The 22,745-nt window shown below is 39.3% G+C and carries 21 protein-coding genes; 7 read left to right on the top strand and 14 right to left on the bottom strand.

Features of this window, described 5'->3' with window-relative positions:
• Positions 1–6 precede the first annotated feature (6 nt).
• The 3 genes from hemF to ACLCDV_RS11765 form a co-directional block, all read right to left on the bottom strand.
• Positions 7–903: an oxygen-dependent coproporphyrinogen oxidase gene (gene hemF, locus ACLCDV_RS11775; protein ID WP_317666995.1), complete on the bottom strand. Its 897-nt coding sequence runs from the start codon at positions 901–903 to the stop codon at positions 7–9.
• Between the two features lie 19 nt (positions 904–922).
• A complete protein-coding gene (locus tag ACLCDV_RS11770) occupies positions 923–1,927 on the bottom strand; it encodes an NAD(P)H-dependent glycerol-3-phosphate dehydrogenase (protein WP_411973804.1) in 1,005 nt (334 codons plus the stop codon).
• An 88-nt stretch (positions 1,928–2,015) separates the two neighbouring features.
• The gene (locus tag ACLCDV_RS11765; RefSeq protein WP_411973803.1) at positions 2,016–2,351 is read right to left on the bottom strand and encodes a Rieske (2Fe-2S) protein; all 336 of its coding nucleotides are present in this window, start codon (positions 2,349–2,351) and stop codon (positions 2,016–2,018) included.
• A gap of 68 nt (positions 2,352–2,419) precedes the next feature.
• Between ACLCDV_RS11765 and ychF the strand changes: the two genes are divergently transcribed.
• Positions 2,420–3,520: a redox-regulated ATPase YchF gene (gene ychF, locus ACLCDV_RS11760; protein ID WP_112374692.1), complete on the top strand. Its 1,101-nt coding sequence runs from the start codon at positions 2,420–2,422 to the stop codon at positions 3,518–3,520.
• Positions 3,521–3,846: 326 nt separating this feature from the next.
• Here ychF and ACLCDV_RS11755 read toward each other — a convergent pair whose 3' ends face one another.
• Positions 3,847–4,143: a DUF2892 domain-containing protein gene (locus ACLCDV_RS11755; RefSeq protein WP_046676248.1), complete on the bottom strand. Its 297-nt coding sequence runs from the start codon at positions 4,141–4,143 to the stop codon at positions 3,847–3,849.
• Between the two features lie 134 nt (positions 4,144–4,277).
• Between ACLCDV_RS11755 and ACLCDV_RS11750 the strand changes: the two genes are divergently transcribed.
• A complete protein-coding gene (locus ACLCDV_RS11750) occupies positions 4,278–5,123 on the top strand; it encodes an ATP cone domain-containing protein (RefSeq protein ID WP_411973802.1) in 846 nt (281 codons plus the stop codon).
• 76 nt (positions 5,124–5,199) lie between these two features.
• Here ACLCDV_RS11750 and ispE read toward each other — a convergent pair whose 3' ends face one another.
• The 5 genes from ispE to ACLCDV_RS11725 all read right to left on the bottom strand — a co-directional run bounded on the left by ispE (position 5,200) and on the right by ACLCDV_RS11725 (position 10,336).
• Positions 5,200–6,015 carry a 4-(cytidine 5'-diphospho)-2-C-methyl-D-erythritol kinase gene (gene ispE / locus ACLCDV_RS11745; protein ID WP_333577236.1) on the bottom strand — a complete coding sequence of 272 codons (816 nt, stop codon included), beginning with the start codon at positions 6,013–6,015 and terminating at the stop codon, positions 5,200–5,202.
• Between the two features lie 30 nt (positions 6,016–6,045).
• Positions 6,046–6,573: an adenine phosphoribosyltransferase gene (locus ACLCDV_RS11740; protein ID WP_046676245.1), complete on the bottom strand. Its 528-nt coding sequence runs from the start codon at positions 6,571–6,573 to the stop codon at positions 6,046–6,048.
• Positions 6,560–7,522: a helix-hairpin-helix domain-containing protein gene (locus ACLCDV_RS11735; protein WP_333577237.1), complete on the bottom strand. Its 963-nt coding sequence runs from the start codon at positions 7,520–7,522 to the stop codon at positions 6,560–6,562. Before ACLCDV_RS11735 ends, ACLCDV_RS11740 begins: the two co-directional genes overlap by 14 nt.
• Before the next feature lie 107 nt (positions 7,523–7,629).
• Positions 7,630–8,934: an efflux RND transporter periplasmic adaptor subunit gene (locus ACLCDV_RS11730; RefSeq protein WP_075992476.1), complete on the bottom strand. Its 1,305-nt coding sequence runs from the start codon at positions 8,932–8,934 to the stop codon at positions 7,630–7,632.
• A gap of 22 nt (positions 8,935–8,956) precedes the next feature.
• Positions 8,957–10,336: a TolC family protein gene (locus tag ACLCDV_RS11725; RefSeq protein WP_172840684.1), complete on the bottom strand. Its 1,380-nt coding sequence runs from the start codon at positions 10,334–10,336 to the stop codon at positions 8,957–8,959.
• Positions 10,337–10,450: 114 nt separating this feature from the next.
• On the opposite strand from ACLCDV_RS11725, the gene ACLCDV_RS11720 reads away from it, so the two are divergent.
• Positions 10,451–11,002 carry a polysaccharide deacetylase family protein gene (locus tag ACLCDV_RS11720; protein ID WP_411973801.1) on the top strand — a complete coding sequence of 184 codons (552 nt, stop codon included), beginning with the start codon at positions 10,451–10,453 and terminating at the stop codon, positions 11,000–11,002.
• Here the strand turns inward: ACLCDV_RS11720 and ACLCDV_RS11715 are convergent.
• The 4 genes from ACLCDV_RS11715 to ACLCDV_RS11700 form a co-directional block, all read right to left on the bottom strand.
• Positions 10,999–11,796, bottom strand: coding sequence for a DUF4249 family protein (locus tag ACLCDV_RS11715; protein ID WP_411973800.1), 798 nt, complete (start codon positions 11,794–11,796; stop codon positions 10,999–11,001). The two genes, ACLCDV_RS11720 and ACLCDV_RS11715, sit on opposite strands and share 4 nt — an antisense overlap.
• 6 nt (positions 11,797–11,802) lie before the next feature.
• On the bottom strand, positions 11,803–14,127 hold the full coding sequence (locus ACLCDV_RS11710) for a TonB-dependent receptor domain-containing protein (RefSeq protein ID WP_411973799.1): 2,325 nt from the start codon (positions 14,125–14,127) through the stop codon (positions 11,803–11,805).
• Positions 14,128–14,264: 137 nt separating this feature from the next.
• The gene (locus ACLCDV_RS11705) at positions 14,265–15,092 is read right to left on the bottom strand and encodes an alpha/beta hydrolase family protein (protein ID WP_317667005.1); all 828 of its coding nucleotides are present in this window, start codon (positions 15,090–15,092) and stop codon (positions 14,265–14,267) included.
• 103 nt (positions 15,093–15,195) lie between these two features.
• The gene (locus ACLCDV_RS11700) at positions 15,196–16,077 is read right to left on the bottom strand and encodes a hypothetical protein (RefSeq protein ID WP_317667006.1); all 882 of its coding nucleotides are present in this window, start codon (positions 16,075–16,077) and stop codon (positions 15,196–15,198) included.
• A gap of 39 nt (positions 16,078–16,116) precedes the next feature.
• Between ACLCDV_RS11700 and ACLCDV_RS11695 the strand changes: the two genes are divergently transcribed.
• Both ACLCDV_RS11695 and ACLCDV_RS11690 read left to right on the top strand, forming a co-directional pair.
• Positions 16,117–17,010 carry a DUF4377 domain-containing protein gene (locus ACLCDV_RS11695; protein ID WP_411973798.1) on the top strand — a complete coding sequence of 298 codons (894 nt, stop codon included), beginning with the start codon at positions 16,117–16,119 and terminating at the stop codon, positions 17,008–17,010.
• Positions 17,011–17,263: 253 nt separating this feature from the next.
• Positions 17,264–18,217: a glycoside hydrolase family 43 protein gene (locus ACLCDV_RS11690; protein ID WP_317667008.1), complete on the top strand. Its 954-nt coding sequence runs from the start codon at positions 17,264–17,266 to the stop codon at positions 18,215–18,217.
• A gap of 85 nt (positions 18,218–18,302) precedes the next feature.
• On the opposite strand, the gene ACLCDV_RS11685 is transcribed toward ACLCDV_RS11690, so the two are convergent.
• Complete coding sequence (locus ACLCDV_RS11685; protein WP_411973797.1) at positions 18,303–20,522, bottom strand: NADP-dependent isocitrate dehydrogenase; 2,220 nt, start codon at positions 20,520–20,522, stop codon at positions 18,303–18,305.
• A 273-nt stretch (positions 20,523–20,795) separates the two neighbouring features.
• Here ACLCDV_RS11685 and ACLCDV_RS11680 point away from each other — a divergent pair, with 273 nt between their 5' ends.
• Together ACLCDV_RS11680 and ACLCDV_RS11675 are read left to right on the top strand one after the other, a co-directional pair.
• Positions 20,796–21,635 carry an aldo/keto reductase gene (locus tag ACLCDV_RS11680; protein ID WP_411973796.1) on the top strand — a complete coding sequence of 280 codons (840 nt, stop codon included), beginning with the start codon at positions 20,796–20,798 and terminating at the stop codon, positions 21,633–21,635.
• 179 nt (positions 21,636–21,814) lie between these two features.
• Complete coding sequence (locus ACLCDV_RS11675; RefSeq protein ID WP_336835087.1) at positions 21,815–22,663, top strand: AraC family transcriptional regulator; 849 nt, start codon at positions 21,815–21,817, stop codon at positions 22,661–22,663.
• Positions 22,664–22,745: the final 82 nt, after the last annotated feature.

Below are 22,745 nucleotides of genomic sequence, written 5' to 3'. Positions count from 1 at the left end.
ATGTTTTTAAATCCAGTTTATACCTTTTCGTAGTAAAGCTAAGGTTTTGGCTTCTTCTGAGCCTTCTTCAGGACGATAATCGTACACCCAATTGGCCTGGGCAGGTAGACTCATCAGTATCGACTCAATTCGACCATTCGTTTCAAGTCCAAATTTAGTCCCCGAGTCCCATACCAAGTTAAATTCGACGTAGCGTCCGCGACGGATTAACTGCCAATTTTTTTGTTGATCAGTAAAGGTTTTATGTCGATTTTTCTCGACCAAAGCGGTGTAGGTTGGTGCAAACGTACGGCCAAGATCACACGAAAAAGCAAAAATATCCTCCATGCTCATCCCTGTTTTTTCAGTATTCAACTTATCGTAAAATACACCTCCTATTCCCCGTGTTTCCTGGCGGTGTCTGATATAAAAATAATCATCCGCCCAATTTTTAAATTTTTCATAGAAAGTAGTATCATGACGATCACATACATCTTTCAGCTGCTGATGAAAATAACGGGCATCCTCTTCATCGACATAATGCGGCGTTAAATCGATTCCACCACCAAACCAACGAATCTGATCGTTTAGTTCAAAATAGCGGATATTCATGTGTATAATAGGGACTAAGGGATTATTGGGATGAATGACGATGGATACTCCGGTCGCAAAAAAATCATCTTCTTCTACAGCAAATGATTTCTTGATCGCTTCGGGTAATTTGCCATAGACAGACGAAAAGTTAACACCTCCCTTTTCCAAAATTTGACCATTCTGAATGATCCTGGTACGACCTCCGCCACCACCTTCACGTTCCCACAATTCTTCTTCAAAGCGCGCCGATCCATCTAATTTCTCCAGCGCCTGACATATTTCGTCCTGAATTTCTTTATAAGCTAAAGCAATCGCTTCTTTTGTTATCATCTACTCTATTGCTACTTTATTATGTTAATTTTTCGCTTAATGCTTGAATAATTTTAGATGCAGGAAGGTGTTCATACAAAATTTGGTGCACGGCATCGCATATAGGTAATTCCACTGCATATTTTTTTGCATATTCCTGAATACATGCCGAAGCGTAATACCCTTCAGCCACCATATTCATTTCCAATTGAGCAGATTGTACACTGTACCCCTTTCCAATCATATTTCCAAAGGTTCTATTTCGGCTGAATTGGGAATAGGCTGTTACCAAAAGATCCCCTAAGTAAGCCGAAGTATTCACATCCCGGGAAGTATCACCATCCACTTTACCGACGAAACGACGCATTTCGCGAATTGCATTGGATACCAGCACAGCTTGAAAATTATCTCCGTAACCTAAGCCATGGCAGATACCACCCGCCAAAGCATATATATTTTTCAATACTGCACCAAATTCTATCCCTAGAACATCTTCCGACAGAATCGTCTTAATGACCCTCGAAGATAAAAAGGAAGCAACCAATGCAGCACTATCCAGGTTTTTACAGCCGAACGTTAAATAAGACAATTTGCCTAAGGCAACTTCCTCCGCATGGCATGGACCACCAACCACACAAATCTGTTCAATATCTACCTCATAACGTTGCTCCAAAAACTCACCGATAATCAAATTATCTTTGGGAATAATCCCCTTAATGGCGGAAACAACAATTTTATTTCTAAAATCTTCCTTCGTCACATTTGCCAGTGCATCCTTCAAATAAGCCGCAGGCGTATTTAAAATGACAATTTCCGAATTCGTAATTACATTTTTTGCATCGGTATCAATCGTTGTTATACTAAGATCAACTGAAACACTACTCAGATAAGTCGGGTTGTGTTTGAATTTTTGAATATATTCCGCATCTTCTTCCTTTCTTACCCACCAAAAAATATGCTTATCTTGGTCATTTTCGCATAGCATCTTGATCATAGCCGTAGCCCAACTTCCGCTACCAATTATACCAATCTTTTTCCCCTGCATGTCTTTAATTTGTTTTCGATAGCAAATATACTTATTTACTCCTTAGATATACGATTCACACGGTGAGATATGATACTTTCGTTACTTTCTAAGTGAATAAGCGTTGCCAAAAGCCTATTTTCAAACCGACATAATATTCTTTATCTTCTAATTTTACGGGGTAAACAGTAATAAAATCATGCTGGTCAGGATTACCTCTACCTGAAATTAAATCAAATTCGTGGCGATGAAAAGGACAGATTACTTTTCCACGCTCACACCAGCCATTTTTCAGTGGTGCTCCAGCATGAGGGCATTTTCGGGAGAAAGCATAGAGTTGGTCTTCAAACCAGGTAATGCATATAATTTTCCCACCGAATTTATGTTCGCTGATGCCCTGACTTTTAAGAAAATCGGCATGTTCAATTTTGTACCAATGAACCATTCGACAAGATAGCTAAAAATTACAGTGAAATTTCTATCTTTGTGCAATTTCAAAAATTTGCACTATATATGGCTTTACAATGCGGTATCGTAGGTTTACCAAACGTCGGTAAATCAACATTATTTAACTGTTTGTCGAACGCGAAAGCGCAAGCGGCAAACTTTCCATTTTGTACAATTGAACCAAATGTTGGGGTAATTACCGTACCGGATGCCCGTCTCAATAAATTAGCTGAATTAGTCAACCCACAACGAATTGTTCCAAATACAATCGAGATCGTCGACATCGCAGGTCTTGTGAAAGGAGCTTCAAAGGGTGAAGGCTTAGGCAACCAATTCTTAGGAAATATTCGTACAACCAATGCTATTATTCACGTTTTAAGATGTTTTGACGACGGAAACGTGATCCACGTTGATGGTTCGGTAGACCCGATCAGAGATAAAGAAATCATTGACACCGAATTACAGCTTAAGGATTTGGACACTGTTGTAAAACGTATCCAAAAGGTTGAAAAAATGGCTAAAACAGGCGGCGACAAAGACGCAAAAAGAACATTTGACATCCTATCGATCGTTAAAGATCATCTTGAGGCAGGCAAATCTGCACGGACTGCAGCGATAGAAGCTGAAGATTTTGAGTTTATTCAGGATTTAGCATTATTGACCGCTAAACCTGTACTTTATGTATGTAATGTAGATGAAGGCTCCGTCAACACAGGAAACGCTTATGTCGAACGTGTTAAGGAAGCTGTAAAAGACGAAAAAGCTGAAGTATTGATTATCTCTGCGCAGATCGAATCCGAAATTGCACAACTGGAAAGCTACGAAGAACGCAAAATGTTCTTAGATGATCTTGGCCTTGAAGAATCTGGGGTACACAAGCTGATCCGTGCCGCATATTCGCTTTTAAATCTGGCAACTTATTTTACTGCTGGTGTACAAGAAGTCCGCGCTTGGACGATTGAGAACGGATTTACAGCTCCTCAGGCTGCAGGTGTCATCCACACAGATTTCGAAAAAGGATTTATCCGCGCGGAAGTAATTAAGTATGACGATTTCGTCACGCTTGGCTCCGAAAATGCAGTAAAAGAAGCTGGAAAATTATCAGTGGAAGGAAAAACATATATTGTCCAAGATGGCGATATCATGCACTTCCGTTTTAACGTATAACCATCCCGCCTGTTCAAACAGGTAAACATAAAAAAGAGGCGAACACTTCAAAAGTATTCGCCTCTTTTTTATGCTTTATCATCTCCTTTTTTATTGTCAAAACTATGCCCCACCCAGCGGACGGGCTATTATCAAATTCGCCCTGTAAGCACAGTGAGTCCACCATGAGTCCACGTTGAGTCCACCGTTTTATTGTACAGTCACCATGCTCTCACCGTAGTCGAACCCCGCTCACAGGGCGAAGTAAACACTTCACCGTTGTTAAGCAGCCCCATAGAAGCCTCTACTTAAAACACTTTTACGTTAAGCAAGGGTTACACTGCTTGTTATTTAACAAAATAGCGATGCTCAATCACCTCTACTTTTTTGATATCCTTATCTTCCAATACTTTCTTAACATCACAATGCCCCGTTACGCCACGATAAATCAAAGCGCCACCGAGCGTTAGGCCAGACAATCCGGTAAGTGGCGATTTAAACAGTTTTTTAACACCCAAGCCCAATATGAATCCACCGGCAATCACCGACAAAACACGCTCAGAGGTGCCAATATTTTCTTCGATACAATCGTCTTCGATCTTCGTTTTTATCTTATCAAATGCAAAGTTTAGTAGGTTACTCATAATTATCTCTATTTTTTTATCGTCTATCTTATAAACAAATGGTCTCCTAAAAAAGTTTAGGAATAGAATAATAGTTTTTTATGTTGTTTCTCCGACGACATCTCTTATATTCGTATTTATCAAATTAGAAATACATGCAAATCAAAAAATATTCCGGTGAATTAGTTCCATTTAATGGTGACTCGCTGCGCCATTCGCTTTCTCGTTCGGGTGCCAATGCCGACCAGGTCAACCAGGTCTACGATAAGGTACTCAACGAAATATATGATGGCATTTCAACAAGAGAGCTCTATCAGCTGGCCTTTGACACGTTGAAAACAGTACGAAATTCCTTCGCCGCACGCTATAGCCTAAAAAAAGCCTTACGTGAACTAGGACCGGAAGGCTTCTACTTCGAAAAATACATTGCTCACCTATTACGATCCATCGGCTATGAAAGCACCACGGGACAGACCGTACAGGGGCATGCTGTTTCGCATGAATTGGACGTTGTAGCTTATAAGGACGGAAAACTGATTACCGCGGAATGCAAATTTCGAAACGATATTGACGCTAAAATATCGGTCACAACACCGATGTATTACCTTTCCAGATTCAAAGATATCAGTGGTATCAATTATCAGTTCTTTGGGAAGCAGCTGCAGTTCCAAGAAGGTTGGCTGATTACCAATGCTTACTTCACCTCCGATTCGATTGATTTTGCCAAATATTATAAGATCAATCTGCTCTCTTGGGATTACCCAAAAGATAATAGCATCAAAAAAAGAGTAGACAAAGCAGTTTTCTATCCAGTCACCTGCCTAACAACGCTTTCAGACCTGGAGGAACAGCAACTACTCAAAAACCAGCTTATTTTAGTGAAAGATATTGTCAGCAGTCCCGAAAAATTAGATCTCCTAAACCTATCAAAAGAACGGAAAGAAAAGGTTTTAAATGAGGCTCGCGAACTTATAAACCACAAGGTGGAAGAAGAGTATTAATAACATCCTAAAAAAAGCGTTATGTGTACCTGTTTGGACAAATATACATAACGCATTTTTAGGAACTGATATACTCTTACAGCTTGGTTGGATGATAGATCTTGCCATATTTTGCAAGCTCGCTTAAATCTGTTTTGTCCCAAAATATACCATATATAGCCGCGCCGGAACCCGACATAGAAGCATATATCGCTCCTTTTTGATATAAAGTTTCTTTGATTTCTTTCAACAATGGGTAACTCTCGAAAATACCATCCTCAAAATCATTTCGAATATGAAACTTCCATTCTTGTATAGGTAAACGAATTGCTTCTTCCAAATTAACTTCGGGAGCCTTAGGCTGCACGCCAGCATAAGCTTCAGCCGTAGAAATATGAAGGTTAGGCATGATAACTGCAATATGATAGGCGTCCAAATTTAGATTTAAATCTTTAAAGTCGGTTCCAATTCCTGTTGCAAATACCGGATTATTTGCGATAAAAAAAGGGCAATCGGCCCCTAGCTTTGCGGCATACCCCGCTAGTTGCTCTTCTGTAAGATTCAATTGAAAGAATGTATTGAGTCCTTTCAATACAAAAGACGCATCCGCAGAACCACCACCTAAGCCTGCTCCAATGGGAATTTGTTTGATCAAATCAATTGAAACGGGCGGAATGCCATAATCTTTTTCCAACAATTCAAAAGCTCTAATACAAAGGTTATCACGGAGATTTCCCGGGATATGTTCTCCCTGAATATTTAGTGTTGTCTCCGTAGCAGTCGTATCCAATAATTCGATAATATCATAAATTGGAAGTGGATAAAAAACACTGTTCAGCTCATGATAACCATCCGTACGCTTGGCAATTACTTGCAGTCCAATGTTTAGTTTAGCGTTTGCAAAAAGTATCATGTGAAATGCTCTAAATCGTATATTTTTAAATTAATAACTTACCAATGAAAAGATATTATCACTGAACCGGGATAATCTTCCTTTCGCCTTTAGGAAGTCTAAAGAGATGATAAAACTATAAGCGACGATCTCGCCACCAAGTCTTTCAATAAGTTTACTGGCAGCAACGACGGTACCCCCTGTTGCTAAAAGATCGTCGTGAACCAATATGCGGCTTCCTTTTTCAAAAGCATCTTCATGGATTTCAATCGTTGCCTGGCCGTATTCCAGTGCATAAGATTCAGATACAGTCTTAAAAGGTAATTTACCCTGTTTTCGAATTGGAATAAAAGGCAAGCCCAGCCTATTGGCAAGTAAAAATCCAAATAGAAAACCCCGACTCTCAATTCCAGCAATAGCATCTATCTCTATTCCTTGCAATTGATCAATAATCGCATCAACCATTTCGCTACACAATGCCGCATCTTTCAACAAAGGGGTAATATCTTTAAAGACAATACCAGGTTTAGGAAAATCCACAATATCCCGGATTTCCAGTTTCAATTTATCTTGAATCATTCTCAAATATTAAATAAGGCGCAATCTTCGCAATCGCAAGATCTGAAAGTGTTCCTATTTTTGTCAAATCTTCTATATTGACATAACTTCCATGTTGATCCCGATAATTGACGATTAGTTTCGCATCTTTAGGGCTAAGATACGGATGTTTAGCCAATGAATTTGCATCAACTTTATTAATATTGATTTTTTTGATTCCATCTAAATTAGCTACAACAATATAGTCTTTAATTAGATCATACGTTTCAGCCGTAACTCCATAAACCTCCTTTAACTGTTCTATACGATAGAAACCACCAAGAACATCTTTATATTTCAAAATGCGTTTGGATAGAATTGAGCCTATCCCTTTCAGACTGATTAATGCCGTAGTATCACAGGTATTAATATCGATAAGTTCAGCTTTATTTCTTTCAAATTTATCATATAGCAAAGGTGCTCTGTCCTGTTGTTTCGTTCGTTCCGAATCGGGAATTGTTTTTATTTGGATGTAAGGCTCTAATCTCTTGTAAAGTCGCTCATTAATGGAGTAAATTTTCCTTAGATCGGTTTTTACCTTAAAACGCCCCCCCTTTTTTTCATAATTTTTCAGTACTGCAATCTGTTTATCAGAAAGTCCCAACTTATGCCAATCAGCGTGAGGTAAATTATTTGGATCAAAATAAAATAGCTTTTCATCATCTAAATCTGTAGTCGGCGAGATGGATACAACACTTTCGTTTTTATTCACATAGGGGCTATTAAACTCCTGTTTGTTGGGTGTACTGGAAATCTCTATAGAATCGTGAAAGGACTGTTCAAAAAGTTTGGCCTGATTTGGAATAGGCTCTCTCGTATTACGTTTAATCAGCGTATAAATCGTCGCAAACAAAACGATAATCACCAAAATAATGAAAAATCCATTTTGTTCTGTTTTACTAAATTTAAAATAAGCCAATAGCCTTTTCATAAGCCGCTAACAATTGGGTTGTTTAAATTTAATAAATTATAAGGAAAATAAAAAGGGAATTATTAAAAAACAATTCCCTTTTTATTAATTATTATCTACAAAGAGATTTATAACTTTGACTTATCAACTTTTTCAACTTGACTACCGTCTTTTAAGGTTTTGGAAATCGCATCAAATGGTCTAGAAACGACCTCATCTCCTTTTTTCAGTCCTGAAGTAACAATGATATTTTTATCATCCTGAATACCTGTCTTAACCAAAACCTGCTTAACTATTTTATCTTTTAGGACAAATACATATTCATCAACTTTCTTATTTGTATTTGTAGAGTCTTTATCATCAGAGCGCACGGTTACCGATTGAATCGGTACAACCAGTCCTTTATCGTGTTTTGTAAATATCTGAACTGTTGCAGACAGACCCGGTTTAAATGGCGATGCCACATTCTCTTTCATCAAGTCTTGATACGATTCTGCGCTGATGCGAACTTTTACATTAAAATTTGTCACCTGATCTGTCGATGATGTCGCCGTAGTTGTCGTTGCGATGTTTTTAGACGAGCTAGCGATTTCGGTCACAACACCTTTAAACTTTCTGTCCTTAAAAGCATCGACTTCAATCTCAGCCTGATTCCCTACTCTTACATTGTTAATATCATTTTCATTTACATCGACATTTACCTCCATCGAACTCATATTGGCAATACGCATAATTTCTGTACCGGCCATCTGTGCCGTTCCAACCACACGCTCTCCCTTTTCGATAGACAACAAGGAAATGATACCATCAGATGGAGCATAAATTGTCGTCCGATTTAAATTGTCCTGTGCTTCTTTCACTGATGCCTGCGATTGGTCAATTCCATACTTTGTAGAACGAACAGTCTCTCTTTGCGCTTGGATAGAAGCCTGTGCTGCATGATATTCTGCCGAACTTTTATCCATTTCTGAGGCAGAAATAACACGTTTTTCAAAAAGTTCCTGATTCCGTTTATAGGTAGCAGCTACATTTTTGAAGTTTTCTTCCTGTTGTTTTAATTGCTGTTGTGCAGCGGCTAAATTGGCTCGCTGTGAATTCATTGCTGCAACAGATCGATCATAACCAGATTGCAAAATATCTGGTTTGATCCGACAGAGTACTTGTCCTTTTTTAACAAAATCACCTTCTTTAATGTTAAGCTCAACAACCTCTCCAGATACCTCTGAACTCAGTTTAACCTCCACTTCAGGCTGAATCTTCCCACTTGCAGAAACTAATTCATCAACATCCATCTCTTTTACTACATCCACAGCGACTTTGGTAATCTCTCCTTTGCCAAACCAGCCTGCTTTAAAACCTATAAAACCAAGGACTACCAAGAGCACAACTATTATTAATATAATTTTTCCAATGCTACGTTTTTTCTTTGCCATTTCTTTTGTTAAATCAAATAGGTTAATTGTTATCGAATTGAATTGGATTTCCGAGGTAATAATCAATGATCTTTGATCTGAATATTACATTATATTTTGCTTGAATAAGGTCAAATTCCGCCTTATTTCGTTCCGTTTGAGCAGTAAACAACTCCAGTGAATTCGCCATACCAATATCGTAACGTTCTTTTGTCGCCTTAAATGCTGTTTCAGCACTTTCAAATGCTACGGTAGCCGAGCTATAGCGTTGTTTGGCCGCATTCACATCCAATACAGCTTGATTAACGGCCTTGTTTAAGTTATTTTTTGCCAATTGCTCAGAGGCTTCAGCCTGTTTCAAACCGATCTTTGCCTTGGCCACATTTACTTTATTCTGATTTCTTGAAAAAATTGGAATAGCAAGAGATAAACCGGTAAAAAAAGACTTGTTATCCGATATTTGTTGGCCAAAAGGTACTCTAAAAAGGGTCGCAGGATCCAATGGATCTGTTTGCCTTGTTGTCGCAGATGAGTAATTCGTTCCATAACTCACATTCAAATTGAGTGTCGGATAATAGCCCCCCTTTGCAATATCGATTTGTTTCAATGCGACCTCTTTATCCAATGCAGACTTATGAATATCCGGCTGCAATGTGAGCGCTTTCTGGTAGACATCCACCGCATTTTTATCCACTGCATGAACCAATATAGATTCCAAGCTTGGACGTTCCAAGGAAATAGGCGTTTCAGGAGGCATTTCCATCAGCTGCTTCAAGGTCAACAAAGACATTTCGTATGAATTTTTCAAATTAACTTTGTTCAATTCATTTGTAGCAACCTGATTTTTTGATTTGGCAAGATCGGCAATCGTTTTATTACCAACTGCAAACTGGATGGAGTCCAGTGAAAATTGCTGTTTCGACAAAGCGATCTGGTCTTCACTCGCAACCATCATCTCATGATTGGTAATAGCTTCTAAATAATTAACCAACACATTGAGCACAAGGTCATTCTTGATCTTATCCACCTGAGTCGCCGTAGACTCCAGTTGCAACTTATTCGCTTTGATCTGATTGATCTGTTGAAAGCCCTGAAATAAATTGACACTTGATCCCACCGAGCCACTGGTTCCTTTTGTCCAGGTGTTATTGACGATCCGTCCGGAAGTTAAATCGAAACCAAAGCCATAACGAAAACTTTGATCCACGCTAGCACTCAGGTTCGGCAATAAATTACTTTTTGCCTGAAACAAGTCCTGCTCAGCAAGATCTTTGTTCAGCGCCGCTTGTTTTATCTGTACGTTCCGTTCCAATGTCATACGAATGGCTTCTGCCACCCCCACAACCTGTTGGGCTTGAACCAAATCATTAGTTCCTAGAAATAACCCAGTAAATACTACTGCAGAATAATAAAATCTTTTCATGTCCATATGTAGAACCATACATTTTTTTTTAGATTTGAACTTCATTTATCGGTTATGTATTTTGTCAAATCTCCATTTTTCCTTAGATGGCTATATCCCAAATCAATATGGAATATGCCACGTCATGAAAAAAAAGTCTATCTTACTTTTGACGATGGTCCAATTCCTGAAATTACACCTTTTATACTCGATATCCTAAAAAAATATCAGGCAAAGGCAACATTTTTTTGTGTTGGTGAAAATATTAAAAAAAATCCACATTTGTTTCAACGAATTTTAGATGAAGGGCATCAGGTAGGCAACCATACTTACAACCACCTCAAAGGCTGGGAAACAAATGATGAGCAGTATTTGGCAAATGTTGCGAAATGCCAGGAACTGACCCAGACCGATCTTTTTCGTCCGCCTTATGCCCGAGCAACAAAATCCCAACTCCGTCAACTCTATAAAAAATACCGAGTGATCATGTGGGATATTATGTCTGGTGATTTTGATCCGAATTTAAGTCCCCAGAAATGCCTGGAAAACGTTCTGCCCAACATTAAAAATGGCTCTGTTATCATTTTTCATGATAATATCAAAGCCATTCCGCGTGTCGAATATGTTCTACCTAAAACAATAGAGTTTCTATTAAAAAATCACTATCAGCTTGCAAGGATAGATTAAGGTTTTTTTCGATCAAACGTCACTTCAGATTCATAATATTTGCCAACACTGACACTGAAGTATCCCAGCGCATTATTGGTCAGATTTGAAATCGGGTTAGCAGGTGAAGCTGCACCGGGATTAATCATCTGAAAACTATTCCAGTAATTATAAGCCCCCACATCGATACATTGCCGTAGGATGCGCACGCGATCACCAACTTTTAAATCACGATCGCGGTCAATAATATCATGCTGTACTTCTAGACCGTTGTTATATTTATCATTAAATACATCGATGAAACGTAATTTGCCCCCATTGACCGACATTTTATACTTATAATAATTGCCTTTTTCCGGTGGATCAATGAATACCAGCGTTGGATAGTAAATTGTATCTGTAAATATAACCCGCTCCGAAAGCCCTATAGAATCCACGTCGACATAGCTGGGCACCGTTGATGTTCCCTGTATTTCCTTCCCATCGGCAGTCTTAACCTGCAACTGGTAAGTGACTTTCTCCTGCAAACGCAATGTCTTATTGCTATAAACCCCGTCGTGGCCAGCCTGAAACGTATAAGTCCGATTATTCTGCATATTCTTAACAATTACTTCAGCATCTGTTATCGGAGAAAATAGAGAATCTTTAATGCTTACAACCTTCTGAATACTAATTTCGTGCTGTTGATCCGAAACCATCAGATCGGCAGTAATAACCAATTGGCCTGTATTTTCCGGCAGTTCCAGGTCTATTTTATCCTCACAGCCCCATAAAGTAATTATTGAAACAGCTATAACACCTAATATCTTCTTCATTCTTTGCTAAAATTTAAAATTCCAAGTAATCGATGGTATCGTCCCAAACAATGCTATCCGATAAATTTCGGTGACATTGGATTGTCCTTCTTTTTCTCTAAAGTCGATCAAATAGGCATTTTTTCGATTATAGGCATTATAGAGACCAAAAGACAAGCTCGAGTAGCTATTCTTTGTCCGCTTAATATCATAAGTTGCTGCCAAATCCAGGCGGTGATAAGCAGGCATCCGCTGCCCATTTCTTTTATCGTAATAGAAGATCGTACGATCATCAACAAAATATTTGCCCGCTGGCATCGTCACAGCATCGCCTGTATAGTAGACGAAATTCGCACTTAAATTCCACTTCGGATTTAATTGATACTGTCCCACAATAGCTATATTATGCGTTTTGTCCTGACGTGCATTAAACCATTGACCATCATTAATCTGTTCAAATTGCCGTTCACTTTTTGATAATGTATAACTGAGCCAGCCGCTAAATCTTCCCAGTCTCTTTTTCAGAAACCATTCAATACCGTACGCTCTACCTTTTCCAAACAGCAATTCTCCTTCCAGCAATTCATTTGCCTGTAGATCGGCACCATTCCTATAATCAATCTGGTTCTTTAAATCTCGGTAATAACCTTCAACAGAGAATTCATATCTGTTGGATGCAAAATTCCGAAAGTAACCAAGCGAATACTGATTGGATAGTTGGGGTTTAATCGTATTATTGCTCAGTACATATTGATCTGTAGGAAGACTACTGGTTGTATTGCTCAATTGATGCAGATACTGAACATTGGTATTAAAAGAAGCCTTTAACGTCGTTAAATCATTGATAGCGTAGTTTAAGGAAACGCGAGGTTCCAGATAGAAGTACTTTTTACCCAACTTGCCATTTCCCACATAGGTAGAATCTACGGCCTCACCTGCAGAATCGAAGGTATAAAATGTACCCGGCCCCAATGTTGCGTAAGCGGATGCCCTCAGTCCGTAATTTAATTTTAAACGATCGGTAATAGACCAGTCATCGGTTAAATAAGCAGCAACATCAGCACCCTTGCGATGTTGAATTTGCAATGAATTCACCTTCGAATCTTCGCCAGCTTCGATACTTGCCGGTCGGATTTCCTGCAAGGCTGCCTGCAATCCAAATTTTAGATTGTGACGGTCCGAAAGATTGTATTGGAAATCTTGTTTAAAATTATAATTAAAGATGTCTGAACGGATTTTAAAGTTGTTATCATCCTCAATCTTAACCTGATAATTGAATTTGCTAAAAATAAGCGTAGTATTGCTAAACAACCTATTGCTCCACACATGGTTCCAGCGCATGGTTCCAGTCGCATTTCCCCAATTGAAGTCAAACAAATCATGATAAGCCATCGCATCCTTGCCGAAATATCCAGACAAGTAAAGTGTATTCTTATCATTGATGCGATAATTTAATTTTGCATTGAGGTCATAAAAAAAGAGCGCACTCTTCTTAATATTCTCATCACTTGAAAGCTTTAAGAAAAGATCGGCATAGGTACGTCTACCGGAGATCATAAATGAGCTCTTGCCTTTTTGAATCGGCCCCTCCAGTTTAAGCCTCGAAGCGATAAGCCCCAGCCCACCTTCCACATTGAAATGCTGGTTGTTTCCATCCAAGGTGGTAATTTCCATGACCGATGATATTTTGCCTCCATATTGGGCTGGAACACCTCCCTTGTAGAAATTCACGTCTTTGATCGCATCGGAATTAAAGGTCGAGAAAAAACCGAACAAATGGGAACTGTTATAGACAGGAGCCTCATCCAGCAAAATCAGATTTTGGTCGCCACCGCCGCCGCGCACATAAAAGTTGCTGCTTCCTTCCCCCCCACTGGTCACTCCCGGAAATAGTTGAATAGTCTTGAGAATATCCTTTTCTCCAAATAGTACAGGAACTTTTTCGATTTCCTTAGGGCTAAATTGTGTCAACCCAGGGGTTAGATCCTTTATTGATTTGCGCCTATTTCCAGTTACGGTAACCTCAGCGAGCTGATTTTCCTCAGGTACCAACTGAATAATATAAGTGGAGTCCTTGTCAAGGTGGACAGAAAATGCTTTCGTTCGGTAACCTACAGATGATACTTCCATCCCTTTGCTGGCATCACGTACAGACAAACTAAAAAAACCATATTTATTTGAAGCGGTGGATTTTTTCTCTGTATCGTTTCTTATGACGGCGCCAATGATATTCTCACCGCTGATACTGTCCCTAACAAACCCAGAAATAGATTTAGACTGTTGACTATACGCTTGCTGCGCGCAGAACAAAATGGAAGAAAAACAAAATACAACCTTTATAGGCTTAAACATAATCGAGTGAAGTCAAAAATTTTGCTGAAAATAATAAAAAAGCCTTACAATTTGTAAGGCTTAATAATAAGTTTATAATTTGTTAGTTAAGGTCTCTGTTTAACAAAAATAGCATTTTATTCATTTATGCCAAATTTTTATCCATTTTTCTTTTCACTTTTCTTTGCTTGATCAAAATATCCTTTAAAAAAAGCCATTTGATAAACTATTGAACGTGACCAGTACTCCCAATTGTGCCCGCCTTCACTTGTAATAAAAGTATGATTTATATTATGGTACATTAATTTATCGTGCAATGCAACATTAACAGTGTAGAAAAAATCTTCCTTACCGCAGTCGATGATTAAGCGAAGTTTATTGTTGACTAATTTAGGAACCATATTAATAACAACACGATTATCCCATTCTTGCGGTACATCAGCGTAATTTCCAATGCGATCTTTAATTTCCCAGTTTAAGGGAAAAGGTCTAAAATCTACTCCACCAGCTGTACTTCCTGCAGCGCCGTAGCTATCCTGATGTTTTATGGCCAGAGACAGCGCACCGTGCCCCCCCATACTTAAACCACTAATTGCCCTTCCGCTCCGATCCTTGATCGTCGAATAGTGCTGATCCATATAATCGATCAGCTCTTTGGACACAAAAGTTTCATATTGGTAATTTTTATTATTCGCAACATCCCAGTACCAGCTTCCAAAACCACCGTCAGGACATACCACCATATAACCATATTGATCTGCCAATGTGCTTATACTGGAATTCTTGACCCAATTACTGTAATTACCGGAATAACCATGCAACAGGTAGAGGACGGGATAGCTGACTTTGTTCGAGTAACTTTGAGGAAGAATTACGACAGTCTTAATTGCCTTTCCCATGGATGGGCTCTGAATGGACAAGGTGTCCACTTTGGCAGCAAAGGCGTTCGTGAGGGTACATAAAAATAAAACGAAGGCAATTAACATAAGCCTAATACCTCTTGAACAAAATAGGCAGTTTTTGATAGGCTCGGTTTGATGAAAATTATGCAGCGAATAACTGAAAATAGGTCTAGTGTTTATCATAAATTTATTGATTTCTTTCAAAAAAATAAAGATAGGATTTTAAACCAAATGGACGCTCGCTAATTGTATAAAATCCATTTCCCTTGCTATCGAAAGCTATCGCTTCCCCTTGTGGCTCCACCTGATAAGGCAGAATAGCTGGCTTTTGTTGGAGTACCTGTTTCCAGGATTCACTCCGGTTCCTCTGCCAATAGAAAATATGGGTAATATTCTTTACAAGCAACTGTGTACCGGTCGGATTTATAGCGGCAGCAGTAGCAAAAGTAAATGGGAGCTCCGCTACGCTATTTAAGGTAAAATACTGCTGTTTAGAATTTGTAAATACCGCTGCGGAATAAACAGTCGATCGAAATTCACGTTTAGATATTACATACAACATTTTGTCTATTGGATCAATCATAATCGATTCGGCATCTAGACGTTTCTGGCCCGGAAATTTAAGAAAGATAGGCCGAATTGACTTTTTCGGAATAAGCCCAGGATCATCAGCCTGGGGCTCAGGAAATACATACAGGCATGTCCAGGTTCTTTTCCCGGTATTGTTTCCGATGTCCGCAAGGACGAGAAAATAGGTGTCCCCAATTTTCACCCGATCGATATCCTCACAGTCGACGACAGATACCCCTTCGAGTGAAAACGTCTTCAGTAGTTTGGCCTGACGATCGATTAAATAAATAGTTGCACCATCACCACTATCATTATGCACCCAAAAATTGCCCTCCCGATAAGCCGGTGTGATACCCGACACCTCTTTCAGTTGGGGATCCGTCAATTCCCCAAGGGCAATTTGCGTTTTAAAATAATCCTTCCTATTTTGGCTGTAAACCTGCAGACTTAACAGAGAAAATACAAGTAGCAGGCACAGATTCACCCGTGCAATATTCATGTTTAAAGATACGTTTTTATTGATATTTACATTCTAATTATGAAGAAGCCTTCCACATACAGTTCATTGCTCCTTTTTTTAACACTCTTACTCCCCTGTCAAAGCTTACTTGCCCAGAGCTCTTCATTTCGCGTAAAAGTAAAATCAGGTCTTCAGCAAACACCGCCGTATCTTGTCAAATACTACAACAGCAAAGATTGGGAGAAATTCTATGCCGAAATCTTGCAATTTGATTATGACCCCAAATTTGACTACGACATCAGGATCCTCAAACGTCAAAACGGTTCACATTCGACATATACCTTAGCCAAAACGATTACAAAATCACTATCGGAAAATACAGCGGTGGCCACATGGGAAGTTGGAGAAAACTACGTGAATGCCCAGAGCCTTGGCAAACTGAAATGTCTGCAGGTAAAATCTGACAAAAGGAATAATTGGGAATACCTCACGTCAACAATTCAAGGTTTCGATTACAAGGAAGGCTACCGTTACCGTATTCGTGTAAAACAAACGAAACAAAAAGATACAGACTCCGTCAGTTATAGTTTAATTGAAGTCCTGTCGAAAGAACGTGCAAATGAACTGCCCAGTGTGGCCGCATTTCTTGCTCGTTTTAAATGGAATCTACTTCAGCTAAATGGAAAGGATGTCAGCTCCAGCAAAGCAAGTATCGGGTTCGATGCCAAAAATAGCACGATTACCGGCACAACGGGATGCAATAATTTTTGGGGAAATTTTGCCATTAAAGACGATAAAATCAGCTTTCTACATCTAGCAAGCACCATGCGCGCCTGCAATGGGATAAATATCGAAAATGACTTTTTTCAAATTTTTGAACAAAAACAAATTCAATTTGACATAGCCGAACAAACCTTAAATTTATATAACGACAGAAAACTAGTAATGATTTTTGGGTTGGAGCGAGAATAAAAAAACACCCAAAGTCTGGGAGACTTTGGGTATCTTAGCCATATTATTAACCTATTTTATGAAAAGTATTTATGCCATTTGGAAATGACATAAACAAATATGTGAAATAAATCGGAAACAATCGAAAGCATAATAATATTTTAACAAAATTTTAACATTTCAAAAAACAATGAGACAAATGGTCATATAAATGATTCATTTAGTCATATCCCAATCAAATCTATCCCGTACCTTACAAGTTTAAACCGACATAATGATTAAAACATTTTTAACATCGACAACCTTACTTTTAACCGCGACACTTTTTGCCCAGAAGAATCCTGTTATCACGGGAAACTACGCTGATCCTGAAGGCATTATCTATGGCAATAAATATTGGATATTCCCAACCTATTCGGCGCCTTATGAAGAGCAGATATTCTTTGACGCGTTTTCATCTTCCGATTTGGCCACCTGGACAAAACATAGCCGCATCTTGGAGAACAGCAACGTTAAATGGGCGAAAAAAGCCATGTGGGCACCTGCAGTATTGGAAAACAAGGGCAAATATTATCTGTTTTTCGGAGCCAATGATGTGCATCAGGGAGAGATCGGAGGCATTGGGGTCGCTGTGGCTGACAAGCCAGAAGGCCCTTATACCGACCTATTGGGCAAACCCCTAATCAACGATATTATCAATGGCGCTCAGCCGATAGATCAGTTTGTTTTCAAAGATAAAGACGGCACTTTCTACATGTATTATGGCGGTTGGAAGCACTGCAATATGGTCAAACTCAAACCAGATTTCACAGGTTTGCTCCCTTTTGATGATGGTACCTTTTACAAGGAAATCACCCCTAAGGATTACGTCGAAGGACCGTTTATGTTTATAAAAGATGGAAAATATTATTTCATGTGGTCGGAAGGCGGCTGGACAGGCCCCGACTACAAAGTCGCTTATGCCATCGCCGACTCGCCCTTTGGCCCTTTTGAGCGCATCGGGACAATATTGGAACGGGATCCCGAGGTAGCCGTTGGCGCGGGTCATCATTCGGTTATCAAAGTACCCAACAAGGACAAATATTTTATTGTCTATCACCGTAGACCGCTTGGCAAAGATGGAGCGAACGAGCGAGTAACTTGCATCGAAGAAATGAAATTTGACAAAAACGGACATATCATACCTGTTAAGATGACCTTTACAGGTGTCAAACATCCATTAAACTAGTGGAATTGCTACACTTTTTGCAAACAACAAAAAAGAAGCCCAGATCAAACGAACTGGGCTTCTTTTTTATGAAAACAATTACTGCTTAAATGCTAGAAATTGCATTATTCAATGTTTCAGAAGGACGCATTGCTTTCGCAGCCAATTCATCATTCGGGAAATAATAACCACCGATGTTTTGTGCATGCCCCTGAGCCGCGATCAATTCTTCATTGATTTTCGCTTCATTTTCTGTTAACACATTTGCAACGGTCGCAAATTTCTCAGCTAATTCAGCATCTTTTGTTTGCGCTGCCAAAGCCTGCGCCCAGTATAATGTCAAGTAGAAATGCGACCCACGGTTATCGATCTGACCAACTCTACGTGCCGGAGATTTGTCATTAGCCAAGAATTTCTCCGTTGCCTCATCCAATGTCTCCGCCAATACCAGCGCTTTTGGATTATTTTGTGTTTGAGACAAGTGTTCCAAAGAAGCACCAAGTGCCAAGAATTCACCCAATGAATCCCAACGCAAGTAACCTTCTTGCAGGAATTGCTCTACGTGTTTCGGAGCCGAACCACCAGCACCTGTTTCAAATAAACCACCACCATTCATCAATGGAACGATCGACAACATCTTAGCTGATGTACCCACTTCTAAGATCGGGAATAAATCCGTCAAATAATCACGTAATACGTTACCAGTCACGGAAATAGTATCTTCGCCTTTACGAATACGTTCCAAAGAGAATTTCGTCGCATCAATCGGAGATAAAATACGAATATCCAAACCAGTTGTATCAAAGTTTGGCAAGTATTTTTCTACTTTTTTAATGATTTCTCTATCATGTGCACGGTTTTCATCCAACCAGAATACAGCAGGTGTCTCCGATAAACGAGCGCGATTCACAGCCAATTTCACCCAGTCCTGAATCGGAGCATCTTTCGTTTGACACATACGGAAGATATCTCCTGTCTCTACTTTTTGCTCCATGAAAACATTTCCTTCCGCATCAACAACGCGAATAACTCCGTTTCCTGCAGCTTGAAAAGTTTTATCATGGGATCCGTATTCCTCAGCTTTTTGCGCCATCAAACCAACGTTTGGCACAGAGCCCATTGTTTTTGGATCTAGAGCACCATGTTCCTTACAGTCTTCAATTGTCGCTTCGTAAACGCCAGCGTAACAACGATCAGGAACCATAGCAATCGTATCTTCTTCTTGACCGTCTTTATTCCACATCTTACCACCGATACGGATCATTGCTGGCATAGAAGCGTCAATAATTACATCAGAAGGCACGTGGAAATTTGTAATGCCTTTATCCGAATTTACCATCGCTAAAGCAGGACCATTTGCGATAGCAGCGTCGATAGCAGCTTTCACTTCAGCCTCTTTTGCATGACCTGCGATTTTAGCATAAACCTCGCCTAAACCGTTATTTTTATTGATACCCAGTTCTTTGAACAAATCGCCATATTGCGCAAAAACATCCGCAAAATAAGTTTCAACAACAGCACCAAATATAATCGGATCAGAAACTTTCATCATTGTTGCCTTTAAATGTGCAGACAACAATACCCCTGCGGCTTTCGCTTCAGCGATAGCATCAGCTACAAAAGCTTTCAATGCAGTTAAGCTCAACGTTGAAGAATCAATAACTTCACCCGCTTTCAATGCAGAAAGTCCTTTTAATTCTGTTACTGCACCTTGCTCATCAACAAACTCAATTTTGAATTGGCCTTCATTTTCAACGGTTACCGACTGTTCTGAACCGTAGAAATCACCTGAAGTCATGGATGACACCTTTGTTTTGGAATCTTTCGCCCAAGCACCCATTTTATGTGGATTTGCTTTTGCATAATTCTTAACTGCTTTAGGTGCACGGCGATCTGAGTTTCCTTCACGTAATACAGGATTTACAGCAGAACCCAATACCTTTGCATACTTAGCTTTGGCTGACTTTTCTTCATCTGTGGCCGCTTCATCAGGATAGTTCGGAACAGCGTATCCTGCTTGCTGTAATTCAGCGATAGCACCTTTTAACTGCGGAATTGATGCGGAGATATTCGGTAATTTAATGATGTTTGCTTCAGGAGTTGTTGCCAACTGACCCAACTCAGCCAATGCATCAGCAATTTTTTGATCTTCTTTTAAAAATTCTGGAAAGCTAGCAAGAATACGGCCTGCTAAAGAGATATCTCTCAATTCAACATCGATACCAGCTGTAGCTGTAATCGCTTGAACGATAGGCAAAAACGAATAAGTCGCTAATAAGGGAGCTTCATCTGTTTTTGTCCAAACAATTTTTGATTTGTTTGACATAGTAATCTATTAGAAATATGTTTAATTTTTAATGCTATGTGAAATCATTGAAAAATCTGAATTTCTCAAAAATTCGCCTAAAGATAAGAATTAATGCCATAATTAACGAGGAATTGCACCCCTTTTGACAATAAAATTGTGAAAATAAATATATTTTGGCAATAGAGAATAAGTCGCTTCACCTCCACCCAAAAGTATTCCTCTTGACATTTCAGTGACGGGATACTACAGGCGAAATCCTATTTTAGCTCAAATTAAAAAACACAACTGACAATGAAAACATTCAAATTGAACAATGGAGTTGAAATTCCGGCAATTGGATTTGGAACTTGGCAAATTCCCGAGGGCGAAGAAGCTTATCAGGCCGTTAAAGAAGCACTTATCGCAGGATATACACATATTGACACCGCTGCTATCTATGGCAACGAAAAGAGTGTTGGAAAAGCCATAAAAGACAGCGGTATCGACCGTCATTCTTTATTTGTTACCACAAAACTCTGGAATACCGAACGTGGGTACGATAAGACAATTGCTGCATTTGAACAATCGCTCAATGATCTGCAATTGGATTACCTCGATCTTTACCTGATTCACTGGCCAGCCAACGAAACACAATTTGAAAACTGGGCTGACATCAACGCCGATACCTGGCGCGCTTTTGAATTTCTATATCAACAGGGAAAAATAAAAGCGATCGGTGTGAGTAATTTTCCAAAAGACTATCTCGCCAAATTATTGGAGTCAGCGACAATCGTACCTGCTGTGAACCAAATTGAATTTCATCCGGGTTATCTTCAGGAAGATACCGTGGCACTCTGCCAATCCAATGACATCCTTGTTCAGGCTTGGTCACCGCTGGGTTCGGGCAGAATATTGCAGGATGAAACACTCGTTGCACTGGCTAAGGAAAAGAATACAAGTGTTGGACAACTCTGTATCAAATTTGCCTTATCTCAGGGCATCTTGCCGTTGCCAAAATCAACCAATCCCGATAATATAAAACGAAATTTAGCTATCGACGATTTTGAGCTGACAGCAAGCGATATCAAAACTATCCTCGAACTCCCTCAAATGGGTTTTTCCGGGTCAGACCCTAAAAAAGTCGCTTTTTAAGGACGGTAATACAAAATTTATGGAGTCGCTCTAAGGCTGCTCCATAAATCAATCCTATATTGCAGAGCTTCTAGCATAAAAGAAACTGATTGCCCTTTTTTCCTAAACAGTATATAACAATTTTTTGCTATTATAGCGGTAAAGTTGCCTACGCTATTCCTTACTTTTTTATTGAAAAAATGAATGAAATAGAACTTATAGATCAATCAGAACTTTCTGCACAGGGAGAAGACTACTACTATCACCCCTTATGGACGACTTGTATCCTGCTTTATAGAGGCTCTATTCAGGTCAATAGCAATGGTACGCCCACCGATCTCCAAGCTGGCAATATCCTCTTTATCGGATACAATAAGTACTACAGCTTTACGACAATTAGTACCGATGCTATATTTAAAATACTTCATTATGACCGGAATTTTTCCAACCGAATACGATTGTCGATCAGTCGATACGATGCGTATCGGTTAATCAATGCCAATCGTTCCACACCTTTTACTCCCGCCCCCAACGATTTTGAAGCGATCTGGACATTGTTATGCACTTTGCATAGCAACCGTAAAAAACCGATCGATCCGAAGAAGGATTTTCTCCAAAAAGCCAATATCAATATTTTTATGGCGATTATTTACCTTTTGGCCGATGTGATCTATACCGCCGGCGAAAGCTCCAGAAAGACACACAATAAAAGAAAGGAAGAAATTACCGTTCATTTTTTACAGCTTATAGCCGATCACTACAAAGAACAGCGCGATCTAGCATTCTACGCCGACCGCCTCAACATCTCCATCAAATACCTGTCGATCAGCGTCAAGGAGATTACAAAAGAATCGCCCTCTGAAATTATTAGTAACTGGCTAGTCACAGAAGCTAGAGCGCAACTCACCATTTCTACCAAAACAATCAATCAAATCTCACAGGAATTTAATTTTTCAGATCAATATGCGTTTAGCAAGTTTTTCAAAAAACATGTCGGGATAACACCCAAGCTATTTCGTGAACAGCAAGCCAATCTTGTTACCAATTGAACATCATAAAGCAGGAATCAAACATTTTTTGCCCCCCCAAGGCATACTAACTTTGTATCACATATATAAACAACGTTAAATA

It is taken from the genome of Sphingobacterium sp. Lzh-3, assembly GCF_046764375.1.
Lineage (GTDB): Bacteria > Bacteroidota > Bacteroidia > Sphingobacteriales > Sphingobacteriaceae > Sphingobacterium.
Note: the sequence above shows the minus strand (reverse complement) of the source record. Positions and strands in the feature narration are given on the sequence as shown.